The following is a 25,961-nucleotide window of genomic DNA, read 5'->3' as shown; positions in this document are numbered from 1 at the left end:
CGCAAAGATACATCTTGATAACAGACTAGAAATACCCCTTTATTTTAATTTTTTATGTATGAATAGTTTTTTCTAATTATCCATTACGGAAACCACAAAATGTATTAAATTCTTACAAAATAACACATTTCCTTACAAAAATTACGGATAAATAGCACTTTTTTTACGGTGAATTGCACTCTGTTTCATCAATTTTCGTATTTTGGTCCAAGGAAACGAGCCAAGAATAACAAGAAAGTTGAAAAAATATATTCACTATATAACCATCATAGTACTAATGGGTTTTACCCATATAGTGCAATCTCAACCTTCCATTATTTCGGATAGTATTCAGAGCTATATCGAAAAAGCCAAGCAACTACAAAAAGAATACGAATACACAAAGTCCCTGGAGATTGCCAAGATAGCATTGCAAACTGCACTTTATAATAATGATGATAAAAGTCTTGCTGATATTTATTTTATCATAGCCAAGAATTATGAAATTAATGAAGATGATAACAAGGCAAGAACAAATTACCATAAAGCACTAATACTTGCTAAAAGCTCAAAAAGTAGAGAGTTAGAAATCGACCTACGCAACAACTTAGGTAGGATTAATACCAAACACAATCTTACTAGAGCCAAAGGTGTAGAAGATTACAAACAATCTTATTCGTTAGCTTTCAAGATTAATGATACCATACGAATGATTACTCCTCTCCTTAATCTTGGAGAGTATTATATCACCAGAAACGATTTTGATAGTGCTTACGAATATTTAGCGCCAGCCAGAAAACTTATACATGAAAATTCTCATAATCTGTCAAAAACCAAGTTGACCGGATTGTTAGGAAAATACTATTTAAGTATTAGAAAGTATGAAGATGCAGAAGGCTTTATTAATGAAGCCATTAACTATGCAGTAGTAGAAACCACCAATAAAAAGAATAGTGACGAAGTGTTATCTACTTATCACGAAGAATTGGCTTCTGCATATCAAACCAAATCAGAACTATACAAATCTCAAGAAGACTATCTACAAGCCTATATTTTTCAGAAGAAACAATTTCAGAACATCCTAAAAGAGAAAGAATACAAGAAATTTAAGGAACTGCGACAGGCTATTACAGAATGGGAAGTAGATCAGCTGGAAGAAAGAGCAACCAAAGCCGAAAATGAGAAAAAGGAAAGTGAATCGGAAGTGATCAAATGGAGAATTAGTATCATCCTTGGTATTATTTTGATTCTAATCTCATTGGCGTTTTTAATAAGTTCTTACAAAAACAATATCCAGAAGAAACGATTGAACCATGTATTGATCGAAAAAAATAAAGAACTGGTTAGTGCCAAGGAAACCGCAGAGCAGGTTTCTACGCTAAAATCCCAGTTTATATCTACAGTAAGTCACGAACTTAGAACTCCACTATATGGAGTTATTGGTTTGACCTCACTGTTGATGGAAAATCCAGCCGAAAAGAAGAAAAACGAATATCTGGAATCCTTAAAATTCTCTGGAGATTATCTGTTGGCATTGATCAACGATGTATTACAGCTGAGTAAAATAGAAACTAACGAAGTTACTTTGGAAAAGGTATCTTTCGAAATCCGATCGCTAATCGAAGGAATTGTAAACTCTTTGCATACCAAACAAAAAAGCAACAACAACGCCGTTCATATAGATATTGACTCCAAAATCAACAGCACTTTATTGGGTGACTCCGTTCGATTATCTCAAATTCTAATCAATCTAATCGGTAATGCCCTGAAGTTTACCAAAGATGGTAATATCTGGATCTCTGTGAAATGTTTGCAACAGTATGACGATCGTTATTTATTACGCTTTTTGGTGAAAGACGATGGAATCGGTATCCCAAAGAGCAAGCAAAAATCGATTTTCGATAATTTTGCTCAGGTTAAGAATGAAAACCAGGAGTATGAAGGTACTGGTTTAGGTCTTGCCATTGTAAAGAAACTGATACAACTACACAAAAGTGAAATCAAAATAAATAGTCAGGAAGGTAAAGGATCTGAATTCTATTTTGATTTGATTTACGAAAAAGCAATCAAAGAGCAGGAAATTTCATTACAAACTGGAGAAACGCTGAGTATTGGTACGACCAACTTTAATGTGCTGATTGTAGATGACAATAAGATTAACCAGATTGTTACTCAAAACATCCTGAAGAAAAAAGGATATACCTGTAATATTGCCAGCAACGGTATGGCGGCCATCGAGATGTTGAAAGAAGAAAAATTTGACTTGGTATTGATGGATATCAACATGCCAGAAATGAATGGTCTTGAGGCAACCAAAGTGATCCGAACCTTCAATACCCATATGCCGATTATTGCGTTAACGGCTGTAGAAGAGGGAGAAATCAGAAATCAAGCTATGTCGGTAGGAATGAACGATGTAATTATCAAACCATATGATACGCAGCAATTCTTCCAGACTATTATGCGTAACATTTCCAAAGTGAAAATGGCCTAATCTCCAGCCCATTTATTTCTTCTTAATATTTCTTTCTAAACTGTTAAATCCTATTCGATTTCTTTTGAATATCTTAATTTAGATGCAAAATCAATTACAGCACTAAACGACTATGAGTTCAAAAGAAATAGGTTTTAATACCATTTGCACCCATTTGGGAGAAATTGAAGACCAACAATTTAAAGGAGCTATTTCTCCGATTTATTTATCCACCTCTTACGCTTTTGAAGATGTTGATGTAAAACGATACCCAAGATATTTTAATACCCCCAACCAGGAAGCTTTATGCAGAAAAATAGCTGCTCTGGAAAAAGGAGAAGCATCTTTAATTTTCGGTAGCGGTATGGCCGCGATTAGCACTGCTTTGTTTGCTTTCTTACAAAAAGGAGATCATATCGTATTACAACGAACCTTGTACGGAGGTACTGCGAACTTGGTTAATGAAGAGTTTGAAAAACACGGCATTGAATTTTCGTATGTAGATACCCAAACCGCAACTGGTTTTGAAGAAAAGATTCAGCCCAATACAAAAGTGATTTATATTGAAACTCCGTCTAATCCATTGCTAACGATAACCGATATTGAAGCCATTGCTACTATAGCAAAACGCCATGGTATTGTTAGTATGATTGACAACACCTTTGCTTCACCGGTAAATCAAAATCCCATCGAATTAGGAATTGATATTGTCATTCACTCCGCTACAAAATATTTAGGCGGCCATAGTGATATTTTGGCCGGAGCGGTAATTTCTACTGAAGAATATATGAATCGCATCTTTGAAGTTGCCAAAAACTTTGGAGGAAGCCTAAGTGATTTTACGGTTTGGATGCTCGAGAGAAGTATCAAAACTTTAGGCTTGCGGGTAAAACAACAAAACGAAAACGCAATGAAACTTGCGACCTGGTTAGACGAGCAAGAAGACATTGCTGCTGTGCATTATCCAGGCTTACCAACACACCCAGATTACCAAATTGCCAAAAAGCAAATGAAAGGATTTGGAGGAATGTTATCGTTTGAATTGCAATCACATTTGGATGCTACGCAATTTCAGAAAGCGTTGACATTGATTAAAAGTTCAATGAGCCTTGCCGGGGTAGAAAGCACCATCCTCTCTCCTACACTTACCTCGCATGCTCTACTTTCTGAAGAGGAAAGAAAGCGTCAAGGAATAAATGACGGTCTATTACGACTAAGTGTAGGTATTGAAGAAGAAAACGACTTAATACAAGACATTGAGCAAGCTTTAAACAAAGTAAAAACTTTAGCACTTCAAGATTAAATGACAAAATTAGATATTCTGGCCATAGGCGCACATCCAGACGACATCGAGTTAAGTTGTTCTGGTACTATAGCCAAAGAAGTTGACCGTGGAAAAAAAGTAGGCATACTAGACCTTACCAAAGGAGAGTTAGGCACTAGAGGAACACCTCAAATAAGAGCCGCAGAAGCGCAAAAAGCCGCAGAAGTACTAGGAGTAACAGTGAGAGAAAATCTAGGCTTTAGAGATGGTTTTTTTGTCAATGATGAAAAGCATCAACTGGAAATTATTAAAGTGATCCGCAAATATCAACCAGAGATTGTACTCTGTAATGCTATTGATGATCGTCATATCGACCATGCAAAAGGCAGCAAATTGGCTAGTGATTCTTGTTTTCTATCGGGTTTGCGTATGATCGAAACCCAGGTAGATGGTAAAACACAAGCTCCTTGGAGACCCAAACAGGTATACCATTACATCCAATGGAAAAACATTGAGCCAGACTTTGTGGTGGATGTAAGTGGTTACATAGATCAAAAAATGGATAGTGTACGGGCCTATGCTTCTCAGTTTTATGATGAGAACAGCAAAGAACCTTCTACCCCTATCTCAAGTAAGAACTTTATGGAGAGTATTAAGTACCGAGCTGCCGATTTAGGTAGAATTATTGGGGTAGCCTATGCCGAAGGCTTCACTGTAGAGCGCTCTGTAGCAGTAGATTCCATTTTTGACTTAATTTAATTCAAAAAAATGTTTGCATAAATACAGAAATACTTTATTTTTGCAAACCAAAATTAAATGGTGGTTGTAGCTCAGTTGGTTAGAGCGCCTGATTGTGGTTCAGGAGGTCGTCGGTTCGAGACCGATCTTCCACCCGCCTTTAAAAACCTCGCTTATAGCGGGGTTTTGTCGTTTATAGCTCTAATGCAACCCTCCATGTTACCCAAAAATTCAGGGGTAAATACTTAAATTTTACAAAAAATCTATGCAAATAGCTATATATAAAAGGAAAGCAAACTACGACTTGCAATAACGTCCAGGTTCTGGCATCGCATTTAGTGCAATGAAGTTTTTACAATCACCTGCACTGTGATTTTTAGTATCAGATAATGCTCCACCATTGATAATTATCTGTTCTTTTCGGGATAAAGGTCTGAATTGTGTGAGATCAAGCATACTAATTTATTTTGATATGCTTAAAGATACTAAAATCTGTTCTTAAATCTTTGAAGAGAAGAACTTGCCTATTGGCATAAAAAAAGGTGTAGTTAGGGCTACACCAATTATTCATACTGTGCTTACGTTAAGGGTTAATCCCCCAATTTCTGCATTTTGACAATGCAATATTACGGTTTTACCGTAGATATTCCAAATTTTCCATAACGATTTCATCAAAAAAATTCGTTCTAACTGAACATAGGGCATATAAAGTTTAACTTGTTATAATGACAAAAGAGGAGTTCAATTACATTGAACCCCTCTTTTAATTTTTAATCCTCCTTTTACATCATTGTCTTCGATGATCAAAGGATTTCACTTTTATAAATACTATACTTATTTCCCTTCTTTTTTATCAGCACCATCTACAATAAGACGTTCTGAGCGATTGGCTACTTCCCAGGCGGTATAGAACACCAACTGTGCACGTTTGGTCAACAAATCATAATTAATTTTATCTGGAGTATCGGTAGGTTGATGATAATCCTCATGCACCCCATTAAAATAAAAGATAATAGGAATGTTATGCTTTGCAAAATTGTAATGATCACTTCTGAAATAAAAACGATTAGGATCATTCTTGGCATTATAGGTATAATCCAAATCCAGTTGTATATACTTTTTGTTTACCTCCTCACTAATATTGTGTAGTTCTGTACTCAAACGATCACTACCTATCAAATACACATAATTATTCTTATCATCAGTATCATGTGCTTTATCTATTCTACCGATCATATCAATATTCAGATCAGTCACTGTATTTTCTAAAGGAAAAACTGGGTTTTCTGTATAAAACTTAGAGCCATACAACCCCTTTTCTTCTCCTGTTACATGTAAAAATAGAATAGAACGCTTTGGGCCTTTACCATCTTTTTTGGCTTGCATAAACGCCTGAGCTATTTCAAGTATACTCACAGTACCAGAACCATCATCATCGGCTCCATTGTATATATTTCCATCTAGATCTACACCTACATGGTCATAATGTGCAGATAGTACAACGATCTCTTCAGGTTTTTCTGTCCCCTCTATATAGGCCAATACATTTTCTGAAGCTTTGATATCTCCCCTGAAATAACTTTTAGGAATCTCCTGGAAATAATCATCTCCTCCCAAAGGAGAAGGAATTCCCATTTTTTTATACTGTTCTTTAAGATATTCTGCAGCCTTTTTCTGCCCTGGTTCTCCGGTATCCCGCCCTTCAAAATCGTCTCCTGCAAAAGTGTACAAATAAGTTTTAAGTTCTTCGGCTGTAATGGTCTTTGCGTATTTTGTAGCCGTTTCATTCTTACTTTCGAGCGTACTTTCTGAATTTTGATCTGTGGTAGAAGATTTTTGTGAAGTCCCACAACAACAAACAATAAGGGACCCCAGTAGAATTAATGTGTTTTTCATGCAATTATTTAATTTAGAGCGTACAAGATACTTAATTCATTGCATATCTTTTCAACAATAAGTTATGGAATGTAAAAACCTCTAAAATTATTTTAAAAATATTCTTTTTAGAATTAAAAAAGGTTTTATATTTGCACCCGCAATCAGGGAATACCTGATGAGACCAAACACTGGAGAAATGGCAGAGTGGTCGAATGCACCGGTCTTGAAAACCGGCGAGGGTCACACCTCCGGGGGTTCGAATCCCTCTTTCTCCGCAAAAAGAAACCCACAACGAGAGTTGTGGGTTTTGTGTTTTATGAAGGGGATTTAATTTGTCTTAATTAAAAAAAGGAATTACTACGGTTTTGAGTATCAAATAATCATCAAAAAACAACAAAATAAACCATTCAGAAAGATTATCGAAAAATCTCCGAGGTTTTAAACCTTCATATGTTATTTTTTAATGTTGCTTTTTATCCTTTTAATCATCTCTTCGGCATTTGCGTTTTCTGGATTTAGTTCCAACGATTTTTTATAGTTTAGCAAAGCCAGATCATATTGTTTATCTGTGTAGTAAGCTTCACCCAAACTATCATATGCGTTGGCATTGTTGGGAAATTCCGAAACAGCTAATTTAAATATTTCTATACTCTGGTTTATTTTTTCTAATGACAGTAAGTCATACCCAAGACTATTTAGTTCGTTTGGGTTTTCAAAACTGTAGATGTCATGATCACTTTCTTTTAAAGAATAATAATATTGGATCCCTTCATTGATATTCTCTAAACACTTTTTTCTAATTTCTCGATATATCGACTTTTTAGGTAAGATGAACGTCTTGTCTTTCATAATATTAAAAACAGAATGTCCTATTTCCCATACATGATTTTTATTGTTGGACATTAAAATAACATTGAGGTCATTCTCGAATTCACTAATAAAAACTGATCCAAACTGATAGGATTCACCTCCATGTTTATGTATAGTATATTCGTCATCCGTACCCCCTAGAATTGCCTTTCTGTTTTCAAAATATTGATTCCTCAAAAGAGTTTTTAATGATTCTCTTGAAATTAACTTGTTATGGTGTAAAGCTGTAATCCATATATTTAAATCTTCTATGTTTGTCCATAAAATACCTTTTATCATATAAACTTCAAGAGAATTTTGCTTATAGATATCAAAACTTCTAGTTCTATTCGGGTAGACAAATTCCGGATCAAAAACTGCTCCTTTCATTCCTAAAGGAATAATAATATTTTCTTTCACAAACTCTTGAAACGTTTTTTTTGTAACCTTTTCAATAACTTTTTGTTGAAGAAAAATACTATTAAGATTGTAATGGAAATCTGTACCTGGTTCAAATAGTAAACTCGTTACTCCTTGTAAATCTTCTAAAATATCTTTCTCATTCTTTACATTATCATAATCAATTTGAGGAAGTCCACCTACATAGTTTAAGAGATGCTTGATGGTTATCTTTTCTGACCAATTTGGTAAACCTAAATCAAATCGAGAAAGTGTATCATCCAAATGTAATTCCCCTTTCTCAATCAACATCATAATAGATACTGCAACAAATTCCTTTGCAATTGAACCAGGACAGAAGATAGATTTTTTTGTGAGTCCAGTAGTTGATGAACCGTCTGTATATCCAAATGAGTTTTGATACACAATAGAATCATTTCTTGTTACTAATACATTGCCATTAAAAATTCCTCTCTTATAACTAATCTGCATTAGCGAATCAATAGTTTTATTGTATTTCAAAAGAGGTTGAGTTTCTTGTTTTTTTGAGCTGTTACATCCCAAAAAGAATATTGAAAGGATGAAAATGATATATTTGATCATATGACTAATTTGGTTTGATGAGCTGATTTATTAAGAGCTATAAGAGCTCTTTTTAAACTTTATAGTTTTTTTATCTAAAAAACTACCGAGTAGTTGAATTCCAGATATCCAGATACATTTTCCAATCGGTATCCACTTTTTTCCAAACAATAACATATTTACCCGTCCAAGCAGAAATGCTACCGTCTTTGTGTTTGGTTTTCCCCTCATAATAACCATAATCATAAGCTGTATTACCTACAATAGTAATCTCTTCTTGCATAATCTTATGATATGGAGTCGATATCCCTTCTGGTAAAGTCCAATATTCTACAATAGTATCTCCAGATAGAATTTTGGATTTATTTGGAAAGATCTTAGCATCTGCGGTATAACTATTAGAAATCCCTTGATAGTCTGAAGCCATTACATAGGCAGAAAACTGAGTCGTGTTTTTAAGGATAACATCAATATCGTCTCTGTTACCGTTAAACTGTTGAGCGTAAGAGCTAATGGACGACAACATCAATATAACCAAAATTTTGCCGGTATAAATTATGTTTTTCATATCGTCCTTTATGATTGTACTAAATTCTTAACTGTATAACTTTTGTGAATGATTTTCCACGTACCTTGATATTTAAGCAACATAAAGTAATCAGTAACAACCCTACGGTTAGGCATAATGATTTCTACTTTGGCCGTTGCTACATTTTGATCATAATCTATAGCAACAATACGTCCTATTCTATTGCTTTTTTGTCCTTCTTTTATCCTGTTTATATAGTTTTTACCCTCCCAAACGCGTAAACTATCTTCTTGAGTAACAGAATAGAGATTAAACTTAGGATGGAAAGCTTTTTTTAACTTATTGGGTTCTCCATTAGCGGTACCATCTATATACAGCATAATGGTTTCTGAGATTTTTTGAATTTCGGATGGGCTCTGTTTCTGACTATTAGCTGCACCGAATGCAAAAAGTAAAATTGTTGTAAAAATTATTTTTTTCATTTGTAAGAGTGTTTATTTGTTTGTTAGAATGTTGACCACTTGTTGCGCCACAGATTTTGTAGCGGATGGATCTTGACCAGTAATAAAATTCTCATCTATTACGTAAAAGTTATCTTGTCGCTGATCTGAGTATAAAAAGTTCCCTTTATTTTCTTTGATTTTTTTCTCGATTGAAAAAGGGAATGTCTTGTAATATGTTGCTCCTTTATTTTCAAATAAGTCCGGATAACCACTAATTTTCCTATTTTGGTAGAGAGAATTACCATGTTTATCTTTGAGGTTGACAATTCCTGCTGTTCCATGACAGACCGCAGAAATGATCCCATTTTGATTATAAATCTGTTCTGCGATATTTTTTATTTCTATATTTTCTGCAACACCGAACATGGCAGCTCCACCACCGCTATAGTATATAGACACATAGTCGCTTGGATTAATATCACTTGGCTTTTTGGTGTTTTTTAGGACATTCATGAATTCACTGTTGTAGATATATTTCTTTTGGATCGAATCTGAAGTTGAAATATATCCTATCGGGATTGCCCCTCCTTTGGGGCTGATAACATCGACGGAAAAGTTGTTATTTACAAAAATGTCATAAGCCTCAACTATTTCTGCAAAATGATTTGAAGCATTAATTTCACTATTGCCATAGGTATGTTGATTTGAAGTCACGATCAGAATACGCCCATTATTTTCATGTTTTGAGCAGTTCGCTAATAGTAAAACAACTAAAAAATAGAGCAGGTTTTTTTTCATATTTCTCTTGTTTTGAGCAAATATGAAAAACGGAATCGAGTAATAGATATAGAATAATCAAAGAGTAGTTCGGATTTATAAAACCGAACTAAAACCAATGTTTTTTTGGTATTCCGAAGGTGTTTGTCCAGTATTTTTTTTGAAGGCGGTAAAGAAAGTTGATTTCGATTTAAAGCCACTTTCATAACCTATACCTTCTATGGTGAAGTTAGTTTTTTTGTGTAGTAACTCCTTTGCCTTTTCTACACGTAGCTCATTGATGAAAGTTGAAAAAGATTTTTCCAGTATTTCATTCAAATACTGTGATAAAATGTGTTTTGGTACGCCCAGCTCTCCTGCTATTTTTGCGAGAGTTATATGCTGGTCAAGAAATAGTTCGTTATCAACAATTTTTGATAAACCCGTCTCTATTTCTGCTAGCATTCTATCTTCGATATCTTTGTTTTTGTATTTTTCCTTTTCTTCAAAAAATGTAGGCTGTTTATTGCTTTTAAAAATAAGCAGCAGTACTATTAGGTACAAAACAAATGAAAATGATAACGCTCCAACTATATATGAGGTGTATGCACCAATGTTATATCCTAACCAAATAAAACCAATTCCAAAATAAATACTTAGTAGCCAAATATCAATGTTTTTTAGTTTGTCTTTGGTTTTTAGCTTTTGAATGATAGGCTTGATAAATTTATAGGATAGAATAATGTAGACCAACCATTGAAAATAGATACCTTTTACTATCCATTGACTCCAAATCTTTCGGTGTCCTACATAGGGGTAAAAAATACCTAGAATAGAAATTCCAATCAAAAATGGTATGACATGAATTGCCCAATTTATTCTTTCTTTCTCAGTATATTTTTTTAGATAAAGAAATAAAAAAGGACCTATCAAAATACAGGCCGATAACCCAATTTGAATGAAAACATTGGATAGTTCCCGATTAAAATAGAAAAAAACCGATTTGATGATTCTAATGCTTAACACCAAAAGCAAGAAAGCCAGAAAATAATTTGAGAATTTTTTGGTCTTTGCGGTAAATGCAAAGTATAAAGAAAGAATAAAGCCATTGAAAGCCCCTAAAGCGCTAAAGAAAAAGATAATTTGACTTTCAAAATTCATAAATACGAGTTTGTTTCAAGTTTCAATTACATTGTTTAATATATGTCTTGTTGCAGCGCAAAATGTTACCGTAACTTTCGGTTTTACTGTTCATCTTTGGATAGCATAGACAGTACTTCAATAGCTTTATGAGCATCTCTTTTGTCAACAAAGATATGATCGTGATAATACCCAGCAATGACATTACAACTTATGTTGTGTTTTGCCAATTCTGTCGAAAATATCGCTGCTAAACCGACAGCTTCAAGTGATGAATGCACCATAAGAGTGATCCAAGAGGCAACATATTCGTAATCCAAGTTCAACTCATCTGCCTTTCCTTTCTCTATCACTATGGTTGTTCCTTCTCGCTCATTAAACTTACAAATAGTATCGTTGAGATTAATTTTACTAATATCGTTTATTGACGAAAAGACATACTCTCCATCATTAAGTTTGGGTTTCATTCCTTTTATTAATTCAGATAATTCTTTTTCACCAGCCATTTCATATTCGCTTTGTATTTGTATAAAGAGCTACCACATATTCTCCATTCAAACAGAACAAGTCAAAATAGCTCGACATAAATTTAATAAACATATATTTTAATCGGGGCTATTGTCCTGGTACAAATCAATATTTTGTTCTTCTGAAAATTTTTCAGTCAAAAGATCCCATAACTCAGCATATCCGTTATCATAGCCTAAGGCCCAAATTCCTACACCACCCAATCGATTGTTCTTTACCCAATCATATTTGATCGAAAGTGATTTTTTATCCTCAAAAAAAGCTGATGAAATTCGTCGTCATTTTCTTTAACAACCAAATAGGTTGAAGAACTTATGGAATCAAATTGTACCGGAGTTTGTAATGAATCTATATAGAATTTCTTAATCCTTTTGTAGGGTGGATGGTCTATAAATTTTGATACCGTTGCCCCTGGGGACGATTTTTTGGTAGACCATTGTGCGCCATAATAAGGTAGGCCAACGATTAACTTATTGAGATGTACTCCCTTATTTTCATAATATTGAATAGAGTTTTTTAACCCTTTTCCAAATTTTTGACTTTGATTAAATGGGGTCACTGGTCCTGTGATTTTGCTAAACCTACCATAATAATCGTACCCCATTAACGTGTAAAAATCTACGTAGGGATCAATCGTTGGAATATCAAAAATAGCGTTCCAATCTTCAGCATACAGACAGAGAGAGATCATGTAGTTTGGATTCTTTTGTTTTAGTCCGTTTGAAATTGCAATAATAAACTTGGTAAAGCTCGTTTTATCTTTTTTGGATACACCTTCGAAATCGATGTTTATCCCATCTGCCGATCTTAACGCTAATAAATTTGAAACGCTATCAATAAGAGTTTTCTGAGCTTTAGGGTTTTTAAGAAAAATAGCATTATTCTCACTTCCAAAATTAGATATAGAAAGAAATACTTTACAATTAGACGCCTTAGCACTATCGATCAAAACAGTAGTTTTCCATTGATGGATAGTTTTATATCTTCCTGTTTCTGGTTGTATGCTATAAGAAAAATAAGAAATACCCCATAGCATAGAAAAATTATAATTTTTCCAGGAAGAACCATTGGAATAAATGTGCCAGCCGAATGTGCGTATATCTGGATGAATTTTTCCTTTTTTGAGCGATACTTTTTTTTGTGAAATAGTATTAAGGCTATCCCACTGCTGTTCCGTTTCGAAATCAAATCCTTCATATTTCTTTTCATGTAAATGTCGTTGACTAATAAAATCGACCTTATCTAACTCTGAATTTGTATTCTTATTTTCAGCTGTGCTATCATTACCACATCCTACTAGTAATAGAATTGAAATAATAGTAATTAAAAATATTTTCATCGAATGTTATCTAGCGTTGCGTATCTAAAAAGTAGCAGATTTAACTGAATAATTTTTCAATTTTAAACTAATACTGAATTTACAAAAACTACTTTTGATTTATCATGTAAACCGGTTTTTTTAACTAACAACACAATTACTAAATAGAACTAACAAATACCATGGTGGGAGAATGAATTGAACATTTTAGTTATTGTATCTTTATCATTTTTAATTGATACTATCTTTATAGTTTTTCTTATAACTCTTAATAAGATTAAACCGATTTATTTATCTTTAACGCTACGTAAATACTCCGTCACATTAATATTTTTTTATCCTTACCTGATTATTGTGAATGAAGAAAAACCTAATTACGAAGACTTAAAACATGAAAACGAGCTTCTAAAATCCAAATTAGAGGAGATTGAACAATCCCGTAAAAAGAAAATTACGGTCACAAAATGGATTGGAAAAAAAGGCCTCACATTTTTTTTAGGATCGGGACTAAATGCATCTATTAAAAAATGTATTCATGAGTTTAACTCTGAAAAGATAATCTCTACTGACTCAATTGCTGATCTAGCTACACATCTTGTTTGGAGATTGACAAGAATAGGAATCATTGGGTTAATTCTTGCCGTTTTACCCTCAATTTTTTTGATTATCCAGACGAATTATCTAGGCAAACAAAATGAAAAAATAGATAAACAAAATGAGCTAATTAATAATCAAAACAGCAAATTAGTTCAGCAGAATTATTTGGTAGAAGCACAAAGAAGGGCAACATTGCAATTTGAGCTTTCTGAGATTTTAAATCGAATTGATGAAGAACTTGAAATCAATAAAAATGGACAACTAAGCGGATCGTTAAAGAGTAGAGTTATTGCTCTTACTTTAGCGATGAAGCCCTATCGTAGTTATGAAAATGATACACTTAAAGCTCCATTCAATTTTGAAAAGGGGCAGCTTTTTACATATCTGGTAAATAGTGTAATCAACGAAATAGATCTTAACGAAATACTTAGCAATGGAGATTTTTCCTATATGAAACTTAAAAATATCACATTAGGTATCCGTAAAAGGCATAATTTTTTATCAAAGAACAAAAATGATAGTTATCCAGGATTGAAAATCTACGATTTTACCTTTAAGAATTCAATACTCGAAAATGTAAATTTTGACAGAATAAGATTTGACCAGGTAAAATTTGAAAAAACATTAATCAATAATCTTAACTGGCGATCTGCAAGGTCTAAAAAAATAATATTTATTGACTCCGAATTATCAGAAAGTAGGCTTTACTTCCGTGATAATACAGAAAAAAATAATTTGAATGAATCTCAGACCCATGTAACTGAGTTTTTCTTAAGAAATTCGAATATAACCAAAACAAGATTTCAAGGTAAAAGTTATCAGACTGAACAAATAGACGCAATAAAGATTTCATCTTTACTCAATTGGTCTAATAAAATAAACAAGTCCTTTTTTTTAAATGTAAAACTAATTTTAGGTGCAATGCAACGACATAATAACTTATCCATTACGGATATAGTTTATATGAATCATAAACAAAATAATAATATAGAAATTTCCCGGAGAGGTTACACGCCCAATTTAAATAGAATCTATTCCAATAACGAGATAAATTTTACAGGAAATACTATACCATTTATAGTTCCAAAAGAAACGTTTCTTGGCAAAATGTATCAGGAAAACAATTGGATTAAAAAGGATTATATAGATATGCATAAAAAATTTAATGATACAAATAGTGTGTATAAAAATGATTCAATTGTAAGCTATCCATCTAAGATTAAATATTATAATTACATCAAAGCAAAATTGTAATTTCATAAATCTCATTTTGACTTTAAGTTTTATTTCTCCTTTAAGGAACAATTAACCACTTGTAATATATGTTTTACCTGATCTTCATATTCCAAATAACAAAAAGCAAATTAATTAATAGAAAATAAAACAACTTTAGTTTTTGCTTCAATAACACATATATTCACTCTCCATGAACTTTGATTTGTTCTCCTAAGATTTTAATAATTTTACCCTACCTAAGCAATTTTCGGGTTGTACCCTTTTAGTCGTACCTCGATCTTTGCTAAAACTAAAAACCATGAACATCCACAACTGCGAACTATCTGATATCTCAGCAATTTTAGAATTATACGAAGCGGCAAGAAACACACAAATACAGCACAATGTGGTGGTATGGCCCTATTTTGAAGCTTCGTTTGTACAACAAGAAATAGAAGAAGGACGGCAATGGAAATTGATCGTAGACGAGCAAATCGTGTTCAACTGGGCGATTGCTTATACCGACAAAGAAATATGGGGAGATCGGGATCAAAATGATGCCATCTATATCCATAGAATTTGTAATCATCCCAGTTTTAGAGGAAATGGCTACATCCATACGTTGGTTACCTGGGCCAAAATGCACGCAAAGGAACATGGAAAGAAATACATTCGACTAGATACACTGGGTAACAACAAAAGCTTAATCAAACACTATACGTCTGCAGGGTTTGAATTTTTAGGAATTTTTGAGCTTACCAATACCGCCTCACTACCTCAACATTATCAAGAGGAACCCAATTGTTGTCTTTTTGAGATGAAATTATAAAGTGATTATTAATAATCAACTTATACTTTAAATGCAAAGATTTCATTTATAGGTATAAAAACGGAAAAATTATTATTCCAAAGATTGCCATACCACCTTATTGATCATCCACTTATCATTTTGTTTCACTAGTAGCAAGTAATCGATTCCCCAATAAAGTGTCAATTTCACATTAGCAATTTTGTCTTGGGCATCCAGAATTTCAATCTTCTTTACGGCATCTTTTGGAGCCGCCCATTTTGGGTTATTTGCTACATCAACCGCAAAACCAATGGCTTTATCATAGGTCATAATATGCTCTTTGGACCCATTGCTTTTACTACCATATCCCAATTTGGATAGATTTGGATGAATACTTCTTTTGATCTTAGTTGTATCTCCTTCATAAAAACCCTCAATATAGTCCAGCGCTGCTCTTTCTATTTGATCCTTATCCTGGCCATATGAGTCTAGATGAAAACAACATATGAGCAGAAAAATTAAAATTAATTTCTTCATGATTTATACCTCTTGTTAATTGATATTACTTGTGCATATCTATCCCTACTAATTCTCATCTTTATACGTTCCCTAACGGCTTCGTATAGATATCTTTAACTAATTAAATATACTCAAATTTCTAGTTTACAACTAACCCTACTAATCACCGTCTGGTTGCTCACCTGTACTGGGGTGAAACCAAAGAGTAACCAAACCAGCTCTAATTGCACTTATATATCGTTATTCGCTTGTTTTTTTACTCCTCGAATTACAAACCATAAGATGAATATTAACTCTCCAAAGGTCATTAACTCCAGAATTAAGTTAAGTTGATCAAAATCAGGGAAAATTAGTTTTAGGAAAGAGTTGATAAGATATCCAAAACCAGCAATAAATAAGAAAATTCCGATTAATTTGGGAAACCAGTCAAACTTATACGCTAACCAACCAAGAGGTAACAACCATAATCCCCAAAATATTATCGAAATATACATTCTCTGATTATAAAGGGTTAGCATTTCAATAATTTTATCAGGATCTTCTAAATGCCCTGCAATACTTAAGTTTATGGTTTCATTAACCATTGAGATAGGCACACTTACCAATGCCAAGATGAGCAATAAAGCCGATGTGGTCTTATCTAGATCTTTGAACAATTGATAAAAAAGAAAAGGGATAATGATAAAAAGCAGTTGCGTGATTAACCTCCCAGCAACTCCTAGTCTAAATAGTAACATATTTTCCTTAATATTTTCGGATGTTGCTATTGGATCGGCAAAATCAATTAAAACTGAAGGAACATACATGATGCTAAACATTCCAAAAAGCATCCAAATCGGGTAAAGAATTCTAAGGTTTCTAACAATACTTGTTTTGCTTTCCATAATTCAATTTTTAGAAACTAAGCAGTGGACAATTTTGAAACTTCTTAGCGGATTAAAAATATACGACGATTGTATGGGAAGTATGTTACTTAACATTTCCTGCTTTCAAAAAAATCCCTCAATAAAAAATACAACCGACTTAAAAAACAGGGATTGGTTAATGCCTATGAAAGTCTAAAGTCATTCATAAAACTAATCAAACAATTGAAGCTATTATGAAACAATGCAATTTTGCTTAAGGGTTTAAATTTATTATCTCAGATACCGAAATTCACAAAATAGAGCTAACTATATTTCATGAGGATTAAATACTTCCAGTTCATCTAATACTATTTGGTAACGGAAGTTTTTATTTGATGAATTTCTAAAATATGTATCTGCCAAAAGCCCTCGACTTGATCAAGGGCTTTTGTTTGTATAAAAAATAAGATTCTCAATACTTCTACATACCTACTTCACTCCTATCATTGTAGGCTTTCCAGAGCCGTAATTAATGGTATGTATTCCCTTTCTATACGTTCTACAACTATATTGATCTCCACTTTCGTCCTTAAAAAGATATTTTCCATTCTTGTGATTCGCAAACTTAACTTGATAGTCATATAACCATCCTTCTTCAGACCATACATAACCACCACAAATACCAATACTTATGGCTTCTTGTGAAGTAAAACTATCACCATCTGGTGTGTAATTAATTTTTTTATATCCGCCTTTTGCTGTAGCAACTTCACTGTCTGTTTCCGCTAGCTCAGACATTAGATTTTCTTTGGTATAACCTGCTGACTTAGGGTAACCCACTTCGTATTTTTTTCCTGCATCATTGGTCAATTCAATGATGATGTAATCTTCTGTTTCTTCCATGATATTTATTTTTAATGTTTATATTTCTGTATACAACTAGTTTGTTATTTCGTTTTAAAGAATCCTGCTGTACGAAATTATTGTATTAAGAATTTTGAAAACAGACCATTAATCCTTGTTTTATAAATCAAGGGTTTATACGTATTGCATATCAGGTTCTATGATTTCAGGGTTTGAAGCATCTGAAGCCCTGTTTTACGGCTTTCCCATAGAAATCCCTCCTTTACGGCAAACCTCAATTTAAATTCGAAATCATTTTGTAACTTTAAGAGAAATATACCCTGAACTATGCCTTTTAACATAGCACAATTAGAAGTTCTTGCAGAAAAAACGCAGCTTTTTCTCTTTATCTTTTCACAAGAAGGAAAGATCATTGCGTTCAATAAAAGATGTGAACTTTTGTTCCCTGAAGGTTGTGATGGAATAAAAGGAAAAAACATAACGGATTTTGTAATCGATGATGACGTGCAGGTATTTACCAACACGATTTCGAATCTAACCGTACAACAGCCAAAAACCAATGAGTCCTTCACTTTTCCCTCTGGCAAAATAGGCGTCTTATCTTTAAAGTTTGATTTTACGCTTTGTGATAATTTGGTGTACGCCGCTGGTATAGACACCACCGAGGAGTATAAAGAACATAGAGCACTTATTACCATTTCTAAACTCACCAAGACCGGAGCCTGGTATTTTAATCCAAAAAGCAAGGAGATGTATTGGTCTCAGGGATGCTATTTTGTTAAAGATCTGGATCCCAGTACACCGATGACTCGGGATTTGGGAGCTAGTTTTTATCCCGAAGAATCCAGAGCACGGGTAGAAAACTATCTGGACACCCTTCTAAGAACAAAAAGACCCTATGAGTATACCGAAAAGATCATCACAGCCAAAGGAGTAGAAAAATGGGTAAAAGTAGTGGCTCACCCGGTGATCTATAAAAACGAAGTGGTCTTTGTAAATGGAACTATTGCCGATATTACCGAACGCTATAATTACATCGAAAAACTAAAATATAACGAAGAGACTAAGCACCTGGCACTAAAAGGGATTCAATCTGGTCTTTTTGATCATATCATACCAGAAAATGAAGTCTACTACAGTGCCGAATTTAAACGAATGTTGGGGCTTCCTTCCAATCAAAACCAGGTATCTGAAGAGGCTTTCAGACAGATGATCCATCCCGAAGATGTTGAAAGTGCCATGCAACGACATTCTGAAAACCTAAATAAACCTGACAACTACTATTTTAATCATTACCGCCTAAAAGATAACTCTGGTGAGTATCGATATTATGAGGTCCATGGTTTCAGAAGAAAAAATGATAACGGTGAAACGATACGTATGATCGGAAATCTAATCGATGTGCACCAAAGAAAAGTACATGAAAAAACCATAGAAGAAAATAAAAAACGACTTCAGGCTATGGTAAACAATGGAATGGACTATGTAGTACTTTTGAATACCAAAGGAGAAATCCTAATGGCGGATGAGGATTCTGTAAAAATTATAAAACGGGATTTTAATGTAAATCCAAAAGAATCTACCTGCCAATTTATTGATGTTATCCCTATAAGTTTCAAAACTACTTTTGCCCATTTTTTTAATGAAGCTATCAAAGGAAAAATTGTAAAAGAGGAAATAGAACGGGTTACTCCAAAAGGAGTAAATCAATGGTTGGAAATTAAGTATATTCCCATTTTTGATGATCAACTAAAAACGGATTCGGTATTGATCACTTTTCATGACATTACCGAAGAAAAACTGGCTCGTATCGCTATTAGAGACGCGCATATCAAAGAACAGGAATTAAGTGATCTGAAATCGAATATCTTGTCTAATTTCAGTCATGAAATACGTACTCCGCTCAATGGAATCATAACCATTAGCAAGCTTTTACTAGACGATCATAGTAAAGAAGAAAAAGACCAACTCAAAGATTATCTTCAGGAAAGTCAAGACCGATTATTAGATACTTTGGATACTTTGGCTGGTTTTAGTGAGCTAGAAACCATACAGAAGAATCTGCAGTACACCAAACAAGACATCAATTATGTGGTAGAAACCTCACACCGGGATCATAAACATCTCGCAAAAGCCAAAGGCCTTGATTATTTTTTGGATTTGGACGAGTCAAGTCCAGAGGCCTTAATTGACGAAGGACTATTTAAAACTGCCATAGATCATATTATTAATAATGCCATTAAGTATACGAACACCGGAAGTGTAAGAGTAAAGATTAGCACCCAAGAGTCGAAAAAAATATTTATATTTATATCATTGATACCGGAATCGGAATCGGCAAAAAATTCTTGAATAAAATATTTGATCCCTTTATTCAGGAAAGTATTGGTTTGAGCCGAAAGTATGAAGGAACCGGTATTGGCCTTAGTTTATCAAAGCGATATATTGAAATCTTAGGAGGAGAAATAAATGTAAAAAGCAAGCTAAACAAGGGTACCGAGTTTACGATTATAATTCCGAAATGCCTATGAATATTCTCTACGTAGAAGACAACAAAATAAATGCAATGGTGATGGATAAGATGTTGTCTAAACATAATTCTAATGTTATTATTGCAGAAAATGGTAGCGAAGCGCTAAAATTAGTACGAGAGAAAAACCTTGATCTTATTTTGGTAGATATTAACTTAGGCTTAAATCAAATGGATGGTTGCGAGTTACTACAACGATTTAAAAGGTTAGAAATCCTTAAAAACATCCCCGTATTTGCAGTTACCGCTTATGCTATGCCTGGCGATGAGCAGCGATTTCTTGGATTAGGATTTGACAACTATTTCTCCAAGCCTGTAAATTTTGAAAAATTAATCTCCGCAATTTCTACGCTAGCGATCAACTAATTTTCTATCCGAATATTACCGTACTTGTCCGAATCTAATTCCGAGTTCTTTCTCTATAGACCGAATCATTTTTACCTCGGTTCTTGTCACCAAGGCTAGCGAAAGCCCTGTATTACCTGCTCTGGCTGTTCTACCACTTCTATGCGTATAGTATTCTATCTGATCCGGAAGTTGATAATGAACAACAAAAGCCAAATTTGCTACATCGATTCCTCGCGCTGCCACATCAGTAGATACCAAAAGCTGTAATTTTTTACTCCTAAAAGCCCGCATCACCTTATCTCTGTCTTTTTGAGTCATCTCCCCTTCTAGCAATCCAACTTCATAATTCTTGGCCTTCAGTTGTTTTGATAATGTTCTTGCTGCAACCTTAGTCTTTGTAAAAATAATACCTCTGTTGTCCTTTTGTGTCTTTAAGAAATACGTGAGTGTATCCAACTTTCCAGCGTCCTCTCCTATTACAAATTGATGATCTATTCCTTTATTAGCAGTATCTTTACGATCTACCGCTATTCGAACTGCATTTTTTGCTACATAGGTGTTGATAATCTCATTAAGACTATGTGGCATGGTGGCAGAAAACAACCAGATATTGCGATACCCTTTAGTTTTATTTAAAATAGTCGTTAGATCTTTTTTGAATCCCATGCTCAGCATCTCGTCAGCTTCATCCATAACGACTGTATGAACACGAGAGATATCTATCACTTTCTTATCCATCAAATCGATAAGTCTTCCTGGAGTAGCTACAATAATATGGGTTGGTCTCTTTAATCTGGTAATTTGGCGTTCAATCTTTTCCCCTCCATACACAGATTCTGTGAATATTTTATGGGTGTACTTGGTGAACTTAAAAAGTTGTTTGGCGATTTGTTGTCCTAATTCTCGGGTAGGCGCTAGAATTAATGCCTGCACCTGTTTTTTGTTAGGATCTATTTTGGAGAGTAACGGAATACCAAAAGCCGCAGTTTTTCCTGTTCCTGTTTGTGCTTTACCAATAAAATCAGTTTGCTGCTCAAGCAAGATAGGTATGGCCTGTTCCTGGATTTTGGTGGGTACCACAATACCCATTTCTTTTAATCCTTTATTAAAGTCTTTAGGTACTCCTAAATCTGAAAACGTCATAGTTCACGAGTTTAAAGTGCAAAAGTAATTGAATAATCATAATTATTCGCATACAATTCAAACTCATAAAAATGGTTTAGCAAGAAATTTTCACAAAGTATCTGAAAAGTTGTCTTCTGCTTTTGATATTTAATCCTCTTTTATGAAAGTGAGTATGATCCATACAAAAACCTCCAAGGCAATTTAGATCCTCTTCTTTTTCAGAAGACATAATATCTAATAAGGATACATCATTACGATGATTATGTTCTGCTTCTAACTCAAGGTTAGCCAATAAAACAATAATAGTATCCGCATCCAAATGTGTATTTATGGATACCTTTTCGTGGCTATGCTGATGGGCTATTTGGGAAGTAGGTGTCGACGATTGAGAAAATCCAAGGTTGGATAAAAATATAAAAACCAATAAGAAAGAATAGTGTAGAAGTTTAGTCATATAGCTCATTATTAGGGGATTGAGTTTTGTTTTTCACAATTCAAAGATAAATTCGTACAATTTAAATCGATAAATTCTTACAAAATTACTTTTAAATTCATCGGCAAAGTACACATATTATCGTTTAAATGCAAGTTTAAACTGATTTTTAACACTTTAACCTCGAAATTAGTAAGACAAACTGCTTATCCCTATATAAATACTATAATTTGCTACTCAAACAATCGCGGCTCATTAGACAAATGAGCAGGCAAATGCAATTGTAAATCCAGCTTTTCGTTTAGTTTTTTGATAAAATATCCAGACAATAATGGAGATTCTTTTTCTATATTCTGGTGTACAAAAAAATGAATATGATTGATTCCGTAACCCTTCCAGGCAACTAATCTTTCAATCCAATCATCTAGTCTAGAATAATCAGTATCGTGATTTGCACCTACATAACGTACAAAAGCTTCGTCGTTGGTAAGTCGCATATGTAATAGATCTCTACGCCCTGCACTATCTGTTATAATATTTGCAATCGAATGCCTTTCCAAAAGATCATACAACTCATTGGCTACTGTTTCATCATTAAACCAATCTGTATGTCTAAATTCTACCGCTAATCGAACTTCTTTGGGCCATTTCTGAATAAAATTAACAACTCGATCAAAATTTTTGGGAGCAAAGTTCCCATGCATTTGTAAAAAAATGGTACCTAACTTTTCCTTGAGATGTATAGCATTGGCCAGATACTCATCTACATAAGGATATACATCCTCATTTAATCTTTTGAGGTGAGAAATATTTTGCACTAGCTTTGGGAAAAACTTAAACCCATCTGGGGTCTTGTCATACCACTTCTTGAACTGATCTTCTGGAAATATTCTATAAAACGTGGCATTGAGCTCTATACTATTAAATTGCCTCGAGTAATACTCAAGTTCATCTTTGGTCCCTCTGGGGTAAAACCCTTTGAGATCCTGTCGATTCCATTTGGCACATCCTACATGTACCGATAGACTATTTGTACTTGTTTCTTTTAAAACTCTTGGAGTTTCAGAATGATCATCGGGTAAAGTAAAATCAATAATTTCAGGACGTTCTACACTGCCAAATTTCATAAGAGTATCAAAAATTAGTTGTCATTAACAAAAATAGGGTTTAATTAGTTACGCTATCTATTTTAAGAAGACAAACTATATGGACTCCTTTCTTAGCAATTCTCACCTCACCATAACCTTATTATTATGAATAACTTATAGTTCTCCTAACTTTTCAGAAACATTAAAGTCATAAGTTATCAACGCACACAAAACATCCTGTACAACCAAAATAAACATTGTTTATAAGTAGTTTAAAACTCTAAATATAGACTTGAATTTTGCGTAAAACATTTAAGTAACTTTAGTAAACCTTCTTTAATTATGGAAAACAGGGAATCTAATTTATTGGCAATGCGTCCGCAATTGCTGAATGCAAGAGTATCAGATAATATGTCTAATGACGAGAGGTTTCAGAACAAAACCATTAGGCCTATTATAAAATTACAAGGAGATTTATTAATCGTAGTATTTAAAAACTACATCAAAAAAAGGAAAAACACCTTCTACGAGCTAAAGCTCGAAAAAAGAATGGAATTTATTGAAAACGCCATTCAAAAGGACATGAAATTCAGAAATAGTTTAAAAGGAATGATCATAGGCCAGTTTACGGTAGAAGAATATCAGATTTATATCCAAAATTCTTCTGCCCTCAACAAGCGTATGATGAATATTGTAAAAGAACGCCTTCAAGACAATGTGCAATTGCTTGAGCATTCTTTGGCCTCTTAGACTTATACTGTAGTCGTCTTTAAATAAGACAGCACATTGTTCTCTATGCGTTGTCTTATTTGAGACACGTCTGCTTTTTCAAAAGAAGTAGCGGTAATGTTCTCGAACAGTTCTATGTATCGATCTGAAACAGATTGAATATATGTCTCTGTCATTTCAGGAACTTGCTGTCCTTCTTTACCTTGAAATCCATTGCTAATTAACCACTGACGCACAAATTCTTTGGACAGCTGTTTTTGAGGCTCTCCTTTTTGTTGCAATTCTTCATATCCATCTGCATAGAAGTATCGTGAAGAGTCTGGTGTATGAATCTCATCAATCAATACTATTTTGCCATCTTTGGTTTTCCCGAATTCATATTTGGTGTCTACCAAAATCAAACCACGTTGTGCTGCAATCTCTGTTCCTCTCTGAAAGAGTTTACGGGTATAGTCTTCCAATACCAAATAATCCTCTTCGGATACAATCCCTTGAGCCAAGATTTCTTCTCTCGAAATATCTTCATCATGCTCTCCGTTCTCCGCTTTTGTAGAAGGAGTAATAATAGGCTCTGGAAATTTATCATTTTCTTGCATTCCTTCTGGCATAGCGACCCCACAAAGCATTCTTTTGCCCGCTTTGTATTCTCTTGCCGCATGACCAGACAAATATCCTCTAATTACCATTTCTACTTTGAAAGGTTCACAAAGATGACCTACGGCAACATTGGGATCTGGTGTAGCGATCAACCAGTTTGGCACCAAATCTTCAGTAGCCTTCATCATTTGGGTTGCAATCTGGTTTAGAATTTGCCCTTTAAAAGGAATTCCTTTAGGCATTACCACATCAAAAGCCGATAAGCGATCGGTGGCAATCATTACCAAAAGTTCATCTCCTATATTATATACTTCTCTTACTTTTCCTTTATAAACCGATTTTTGATTAGGAAAGTTATAATTTGTACTTACAATTGTATTCATTGATCATTGATTAATGTTGAGTCTTTGTGTTTCTACTGAAACCAAGACTACATTATCCATTTCTATTTTCTATTTCTTTGTAGGCTGCAATTACCTTTTTCACCAATTTATGACGAATCACATCTTTGTCATCCAGGTGGATAATCCCTATACCCTCAATATTTTTTAACACAAGTAACGCCTCTTTAAGTCCTGAAGTAACTCTGCGTGGTAAATCGATTTGACCTGGATCTCCAGTAACGATAAACTTTGCATTTTTACCCATACGTGTCAAAAACATCTTCATCTGCGCATGTGTTGTATTTTGTGCTTCATCCAAAATTACAAATGCATTATCCAAGGTTCTTCCTCGCATAAATGCCATTGGCGCAATTTGGATAACCCCTTTTTCGATCAAACTGTTTAGTTTTTCACTAGGAACCATATCCCTTAAAGCATCATACAAAGGTTGCATATAGGGATCTAGCTTTTCTTTTAAGTCCCCTGGTAAGAAACCTAAATTTTCTCCAGCTTCTACTGCTGGTCGGGTAAGGATAATACGTTTTACCTGCTTTTCTTTAAGCGCTTTTACTGCCAAAGCGACTCCTGTATAAGTTTTTCCGGTACCTGCTGGTCCTATCGCAAAAACCATATCATTCTTGTAGGAGCACTCTACTAATTTCCGTTGGTTTGCGGTTTGGGCTTTGATCAATTTACCTCCTACCCCATGCACCAAGGTTTCTCCGCTATTCTTAGACGTTTCATAATCTGCCTTACTCTCACTGGTAAGTACACGTTCGATTATATTTTCGTCTAATTTATTGTATTTGCCAAAGTGCTCCAGTAACATGTTCAAACGAGTATCAAACTCTTCTAACATGTCCTCATCACCATACACCTTCATTTTGCTACCTCGTGCTACAATTTTAAGCTTTGGGAAATATTTTTTTAACAATTGAATATTGCTATTCTGAAGTCCGAAAAATTCTCTCGGGTTAATTTCTGTAAGTTCAATAATAAGTTCGTTCAAAAGCTATACGAAT

At 34.0% G+C, this 25,961-nt stretch carries 26 protein-coding genes and 2 tRNA genes; 11 read left to right on the top strand and 17 right to left on the bottom strand.

Translation table 11 applies throughout. The features are described from left to right. The first annotated feature begins 277 nt into the window (after positions 1-277). From AC0L3Q_RS09485 to AC0L3Q_RS09470, 4 genes are all read left to right on the top strand, one after another. Positions 278-2,473, top strand: coding sequence for a tetratricopeptide repeat-containing hybrid sensor histidine kinase/response regulator (locus tag AC0L3Q_RS09485; protein ID WP_473286349.1), 2,196 nt, complete (start codon positions 278-280; stop codon positions 2,471-2,473). Between the two features lie 112 nt (positions 2,474-2,585). Then, complete coding sequence (locus AC0L3Q_RS09480; RefSeq protein WP_473286348.1) at positions 2,586-3,755, top strand: trans-sulfuration enzyme family protein; 1,170 nt, start codon at positions 2,586-2,588, stop codon at positions 3,753-3,755. After that, positions 3,756-4,475 (top strand): bacillithiol biosynthesis deacetylase BshB1, encoded by a 720-nt coding sequence (bshB1, locus tag AC0L3Q_RS09475; RefSeq protein WP_473286347.1) that lies wholly within the window; start codon positions 3,756-3,758, stop codon positions 4,473-4,475. It begins immediately after the preceding gene. A gap of 59 nt (positions 4,476-4,534) precedes the next feature. After that, positions 4,535-4,610, top strand: a tRNA-His gene (locus AC0L3Q_RS09470). Positions 4,611-4,751: 141 nt separating this feature from the next. On the opposite strand, the gene AC0L3Q_RS09465 is transcribed toward AC0L3Q_RS09470, so the two are convergent. Together AC0L3Q_RS09465 and AC0L3Q_RS09460 are read right to left on the bottom strand one after the other, a co-directional pair. Beyond that, positions 4,752-4,910, bottom strand: a complete 159-nt coding sequence (locus AC0L3Q_RS09465) for a hypothetical protein (protein WP_473286346.1) — start codon at positions 4,908-4,910, stop codon at positions 4,752-4,754. Between the two features lie 378 nt (positions 4,911-5,288). Beyond that, complete coding sequence (locus AC0L3Q_RS09460; protein WP_473286345.1) at positions 5,289-6,350, bottom strand: M28 family metallopeptidase; 1,062 nt, start codon at positions 6,348-6,350, stop codon at positions 5,289-5,291. Positions 6,351-6,522: 172 nt separating this feature from the next. Between AC0L3Q_RS09460 and AC0L3Q_RS09455 the strand changes: the two genes are divergently transcribed. Continuing rightward, a tRNA-Ser gene (locus AC0L3Q_RS09455) sits at positions 6,523-6,607 on the top strand. 178 nt (positions 6,608-6,785) lie between these two features. Here the strand turns inward: AC0L3Q_RS09455 and AC0L3Q_RS09450 are convergent. The 7 genes from AC0L3Q_RS09450 to AC0L3Q_RS09420 form a co-directional block, all read right to left on the bottom strand. Beyond that, positions 6,786-8,183, bottom strand: coding sequence for a serine hydrolase (locus AC0L3Q_RS09450; protein ID WP_473286344.1), 1,398 nt, complete (start codon positions 8,181-8,183; stop codon positions 6,786-6,788). 82 nt (positions 8,184-8,265) lie between these two features. Further along, complete coding sequence (locus tag AC0L3Q_RS09445) at positions 8,266-8,730, bottom strand: YybH family protein (RefSeq protein ID WP_473286343.1); 465 nt, start codon at positions 8,728-8,730, stop codon at positions 8,266-8,268. Positions 8,731-8,738: 8 nt separating this feature from the next. Beyond that, positions 8,739-9,173: a nuclear transport factor 2 family protein gene (locus AC0L3Q_RS09440; protein WP_473286342.1), complete on the bottom strand. Its 435-nt coding sequence runs from the start codon at positions 9,171-9,173 to the stop codon at positions 8,739-8,741. 12 nt (positions 9,174-9,185) lie between these two features. Next, the gene (locus tag AC0L3Q_RS09435) at positions 9,186-9,932 is read right to left on the bottom strand and encodes a type 1 glutamine amidotransferase domain-containing protein (RefSeq protein ID WP_473286341.1); all 747 of its coding nucleotides are present in this window, start codon (positions 9,930-9,932) and stop codon (positions 9,186-9,188) included. A 75-nt stretch (positions 9,933-10,007) separates the two neighbouring features. Continuing rightward, positions 10,008-10,823: a helix-turn-helix domain-containing protein gene (locus tag AC0L3Q_RS09430; RefSeq protein ID WP_473286340.1), complete on the bottom strand. Its 816-nt coding sequence runs from the start codon at positions 10,821-10,823 to the stop codon at positions 10,008-10,010. Positions 10,824-11,134: 311 nt separating this feature from the next. Further along, on the bottom strand, positions 11,135-11,536 hold the full coding sequence (locus AC0L3Q_RS09425; RefSeq protein WP_473286339.1) for an ACT domain-containing protein: 402 nt from the start codon (positions 11,534-11,536) through the stop codon (positions 11,135-11,137). Positions 11,537-11,772: 236 nt separating this feature from the next. Continuing rightward, positions 11,773-12,897 carry a glycoside hydrolase family 18 protein gene (locus AC0L3Q_RS09420; RefSeq protein WP_473286338.1) on the bottom strand — a complete coding sequence of 375 codons (1,125 nt, stop codon included), beginning with the start codon at positions 12,895-12,897 and terminating at the stop codon, positions 11,773-11,775. Positions 12,898-13,230: 333 nt separating this feature from the next. On the opposite strand from AC0L3Q_RS09420, the gene AC0L3Q_RS09415 reads away from it, so the two are divergent. Together AC0L3Q_RS09415 and AC0L3Q_RS09410 are read left to right on the top strand one after the other, a co-directional pair. Then, positions 13,231-14,727 (top strand): hypothetical protein, encoded by a 1,497-nt coding sequence (locus AC0L3Q_RS09415; protein WP_473286337.1) that lies wholly within the window; start codon positions 13,231-13,233, stop codon positions 14,725-14,727. Between the two features lie 280 nt (positions 14,728-15,007). Next, positions 15,008-15,517, top strand: coding sequence for a GNAT family N-acetyltransferase (locus AC0L3Q_RS09410; RefSeq protein WP_473286336.1), 510 nt, complete (start codon positions 15,008-15,010; stop codon positions 15,515-15,517). 72 nt (positions 15,518-15,589) lie between these two features. On the opposite strand, the gene AC0L3Q_RS09405 is transcribed toward AC0L3Q_RS09410, so the two are convergent. From AC0L3Q_RS09405 to AC0L3Q_RS09395, 3 genes are all read right to left on the bottom strand, one after another. Beyond that, positions 15,590-16,015, bottom strand: coding sequence for a nuclear transport factor 2 family protein (locus AC0L3Q_RS09405; RefSeq protein ID WP_473286335.1), 426 nt, complete (start codon positions 16,013-16,015; stop codon positions 15,590-15,592). Between the two features lie 212 nt (positions 16,016-16,227). Continuing rightward, the gene (locus AC0L3Q_RS09400; protein ID WP_473286334.1) at positions 16,228-16,881 is read right to left on the bottom strand and encodes a DUF4386 domain-containing protein; all 654 of its coding nucleotides are present in this window, start codon (positions 16,879-16,881) and stop codon (positions 16,228-16,230) included. A 450-nt stretch (positions 16,882-17,331) separates the two neighbouring features. Beyond that, positions 17,332-17,745 (bottom strand): hypothetical protein, encoded by a 414-nt coding sequence (locus tag AC0L3Q_RS09395; RefSeq protein WP_473286333.1) that lies wholly within the window; start codon positions 17,743-17,745, stop codon positions 17,332-17,334. Positions 17,746-18,033: 288 nt separating this feature from the next. On the opposite strand from AC0L3Q_RS09395, the gene AC0L3Q_RS09390 reads away from it, so the two are divergent. The 3 genes from AC0L3Q_RS09390 to AC0L3Q_RS09380 are packed head-to-tail and all read left to right on the top strand — an operon-like array spanning position 18,034 to position 20,602. After that, complete coding sequence (locus AC0L3Q_RS09390; RefSeq protein ID WP_473286332.1) at positions 18,034-20,058, top strand: PAS domain-containing sensor histidine kinase; 2,025 nt, start codon at positions 18,034-18,036, stop codon at positions 20,056-20,058. Next, complete coding sequence (locus tag AC0L3Q_RS09385) at positions 20,055-20,237, top strand: ATP-binding protein (RefSeq protein ID WP_473286331.1); 183 nt, start codon at positions 20,055-20,057, stop codon at positions 20,235-20,237. Before AC0L3Q_RS09390 ends, AC0L3Q_RS09385 begins: the two co-directional genes overlap by 4 nt. Beyond that, on the top strand, positions 20,234-20,602 hold the full coding sequence (locus AC0L3Q_RS09380; protein ID WP_473286330.1) for a response regulator: 369 nt from the start codon (positions 20,234-20,236) through the stop codon (positions 20,600-20,602). Before AC0L3Q_RS09385 ends, AC0L3Q_RS09380 begins: the two co-directional genes overlap by 4 nt. Positions 20,603-20,617: 15 nt before the next feature. On the opposite strand, the gene AC0L3Q_RS09375 is transcribed toward AC0L3Q_RS09380, so the two are convergent. The 3 genes from AC0L3Q_RS09375 to AC0L3Q_RS09365 all read right to left on the bottom strand — a co-directional run bounded on the left by AC0L3Q_RS09375 (position 20,618) and on the right by AC0L3Q_RS09365 (position 23,269). Further along, positions 20,618-21,727, bottom strand: coding sequence for a DEAD/DEAH box helicase (locus AC0L3Q_RS09375; RefSeq protein ID WP_473286329.1), 1,110 nt, complete (start codon positions 21,725-21,727; stop codon positions 20,618-20,620). Between the two features lie 76 nt (positions 21,728-21,803). Further along, positions 21,804-22,163: a hypothetical protein gene (locus tag AC0L3Q_RS09370; RefSeq protein ID WP_473286328.1), complete on the bottom strand. Its 360-nt coding sequence runs from the start codon at positions 22,161-22,163 to the stop codon at positions 21,804-21,806. Positions 22,164-22,375: 212 nt separating this feature from the next. Beyond that, positions 22,376-23,269 (bottom strand): DUF72 domain-containing protein, encoded by an 894-nt coding sequence (locus AC0L3Q_RS09365; protein WP_473286327.1) that lies wholly within the window; start codon positions 23,267-23,269, stop codon positions 22,376-22,378. A 303-nt stretch (positions 23,270-23,572) separates the two neighbouring features. Between AC0L3Q_RS09365 and AC0L3Q_RS09360 the strand changes: the two genes are divergently transcribed. Further along, a complete protein-coding gene (locus AC0L3Q_RS09360) occupies positions 23,573-23,980 on the top strand; it encodes a glyoxalase (RefSeq protein WP_073314497.1) in 408 nt (135 codons plus the stop codon). Positions 23,981-23,982: 2 nt separating this feature from the next. On the opposite strand, the gene AC0L3Q_RS09355 is transcribed toward AC0L3Q_RS09360, so the two are convergent. Continuing rightward, positions 23,983-24,939 carry a phosphoribosylaminoimidazolesuccinocarboxamide synthase gene (locus AC0L3Q_RS09355; protein ID WP_473286326.1) on the bottom strand — a complete coding sequence of 319 codons (957 nt, stop codon included), beginning with the start codon at positions 24,937-24,939 and terminating at the stop codon, positions 23,983-23,985. Between the two features lie 52 nt (positions 24,940-24,991). Then, positions 24,992-25,948: a PhoH family protein gene (locus AC0L3Q_RS09350; RefSeq protein WP_073314501.1), complete on the bottom strand. Its 957-nt coding sequence runs from the start codon at positions 25,946-25,948 to the stop codon at positions 24,992-24,994. Positions 25,949-25,961 lie beyond the last annotated feature (13 nt).

The sequence above is a fragment of the Aquimarina sp. KJ22-3 genome (assembly GCF_055808215.1).
Note: the sequence above shows the minus strand (reverse complement) of the source record. Positions and strands in the feature narration are given on the sequence as shown.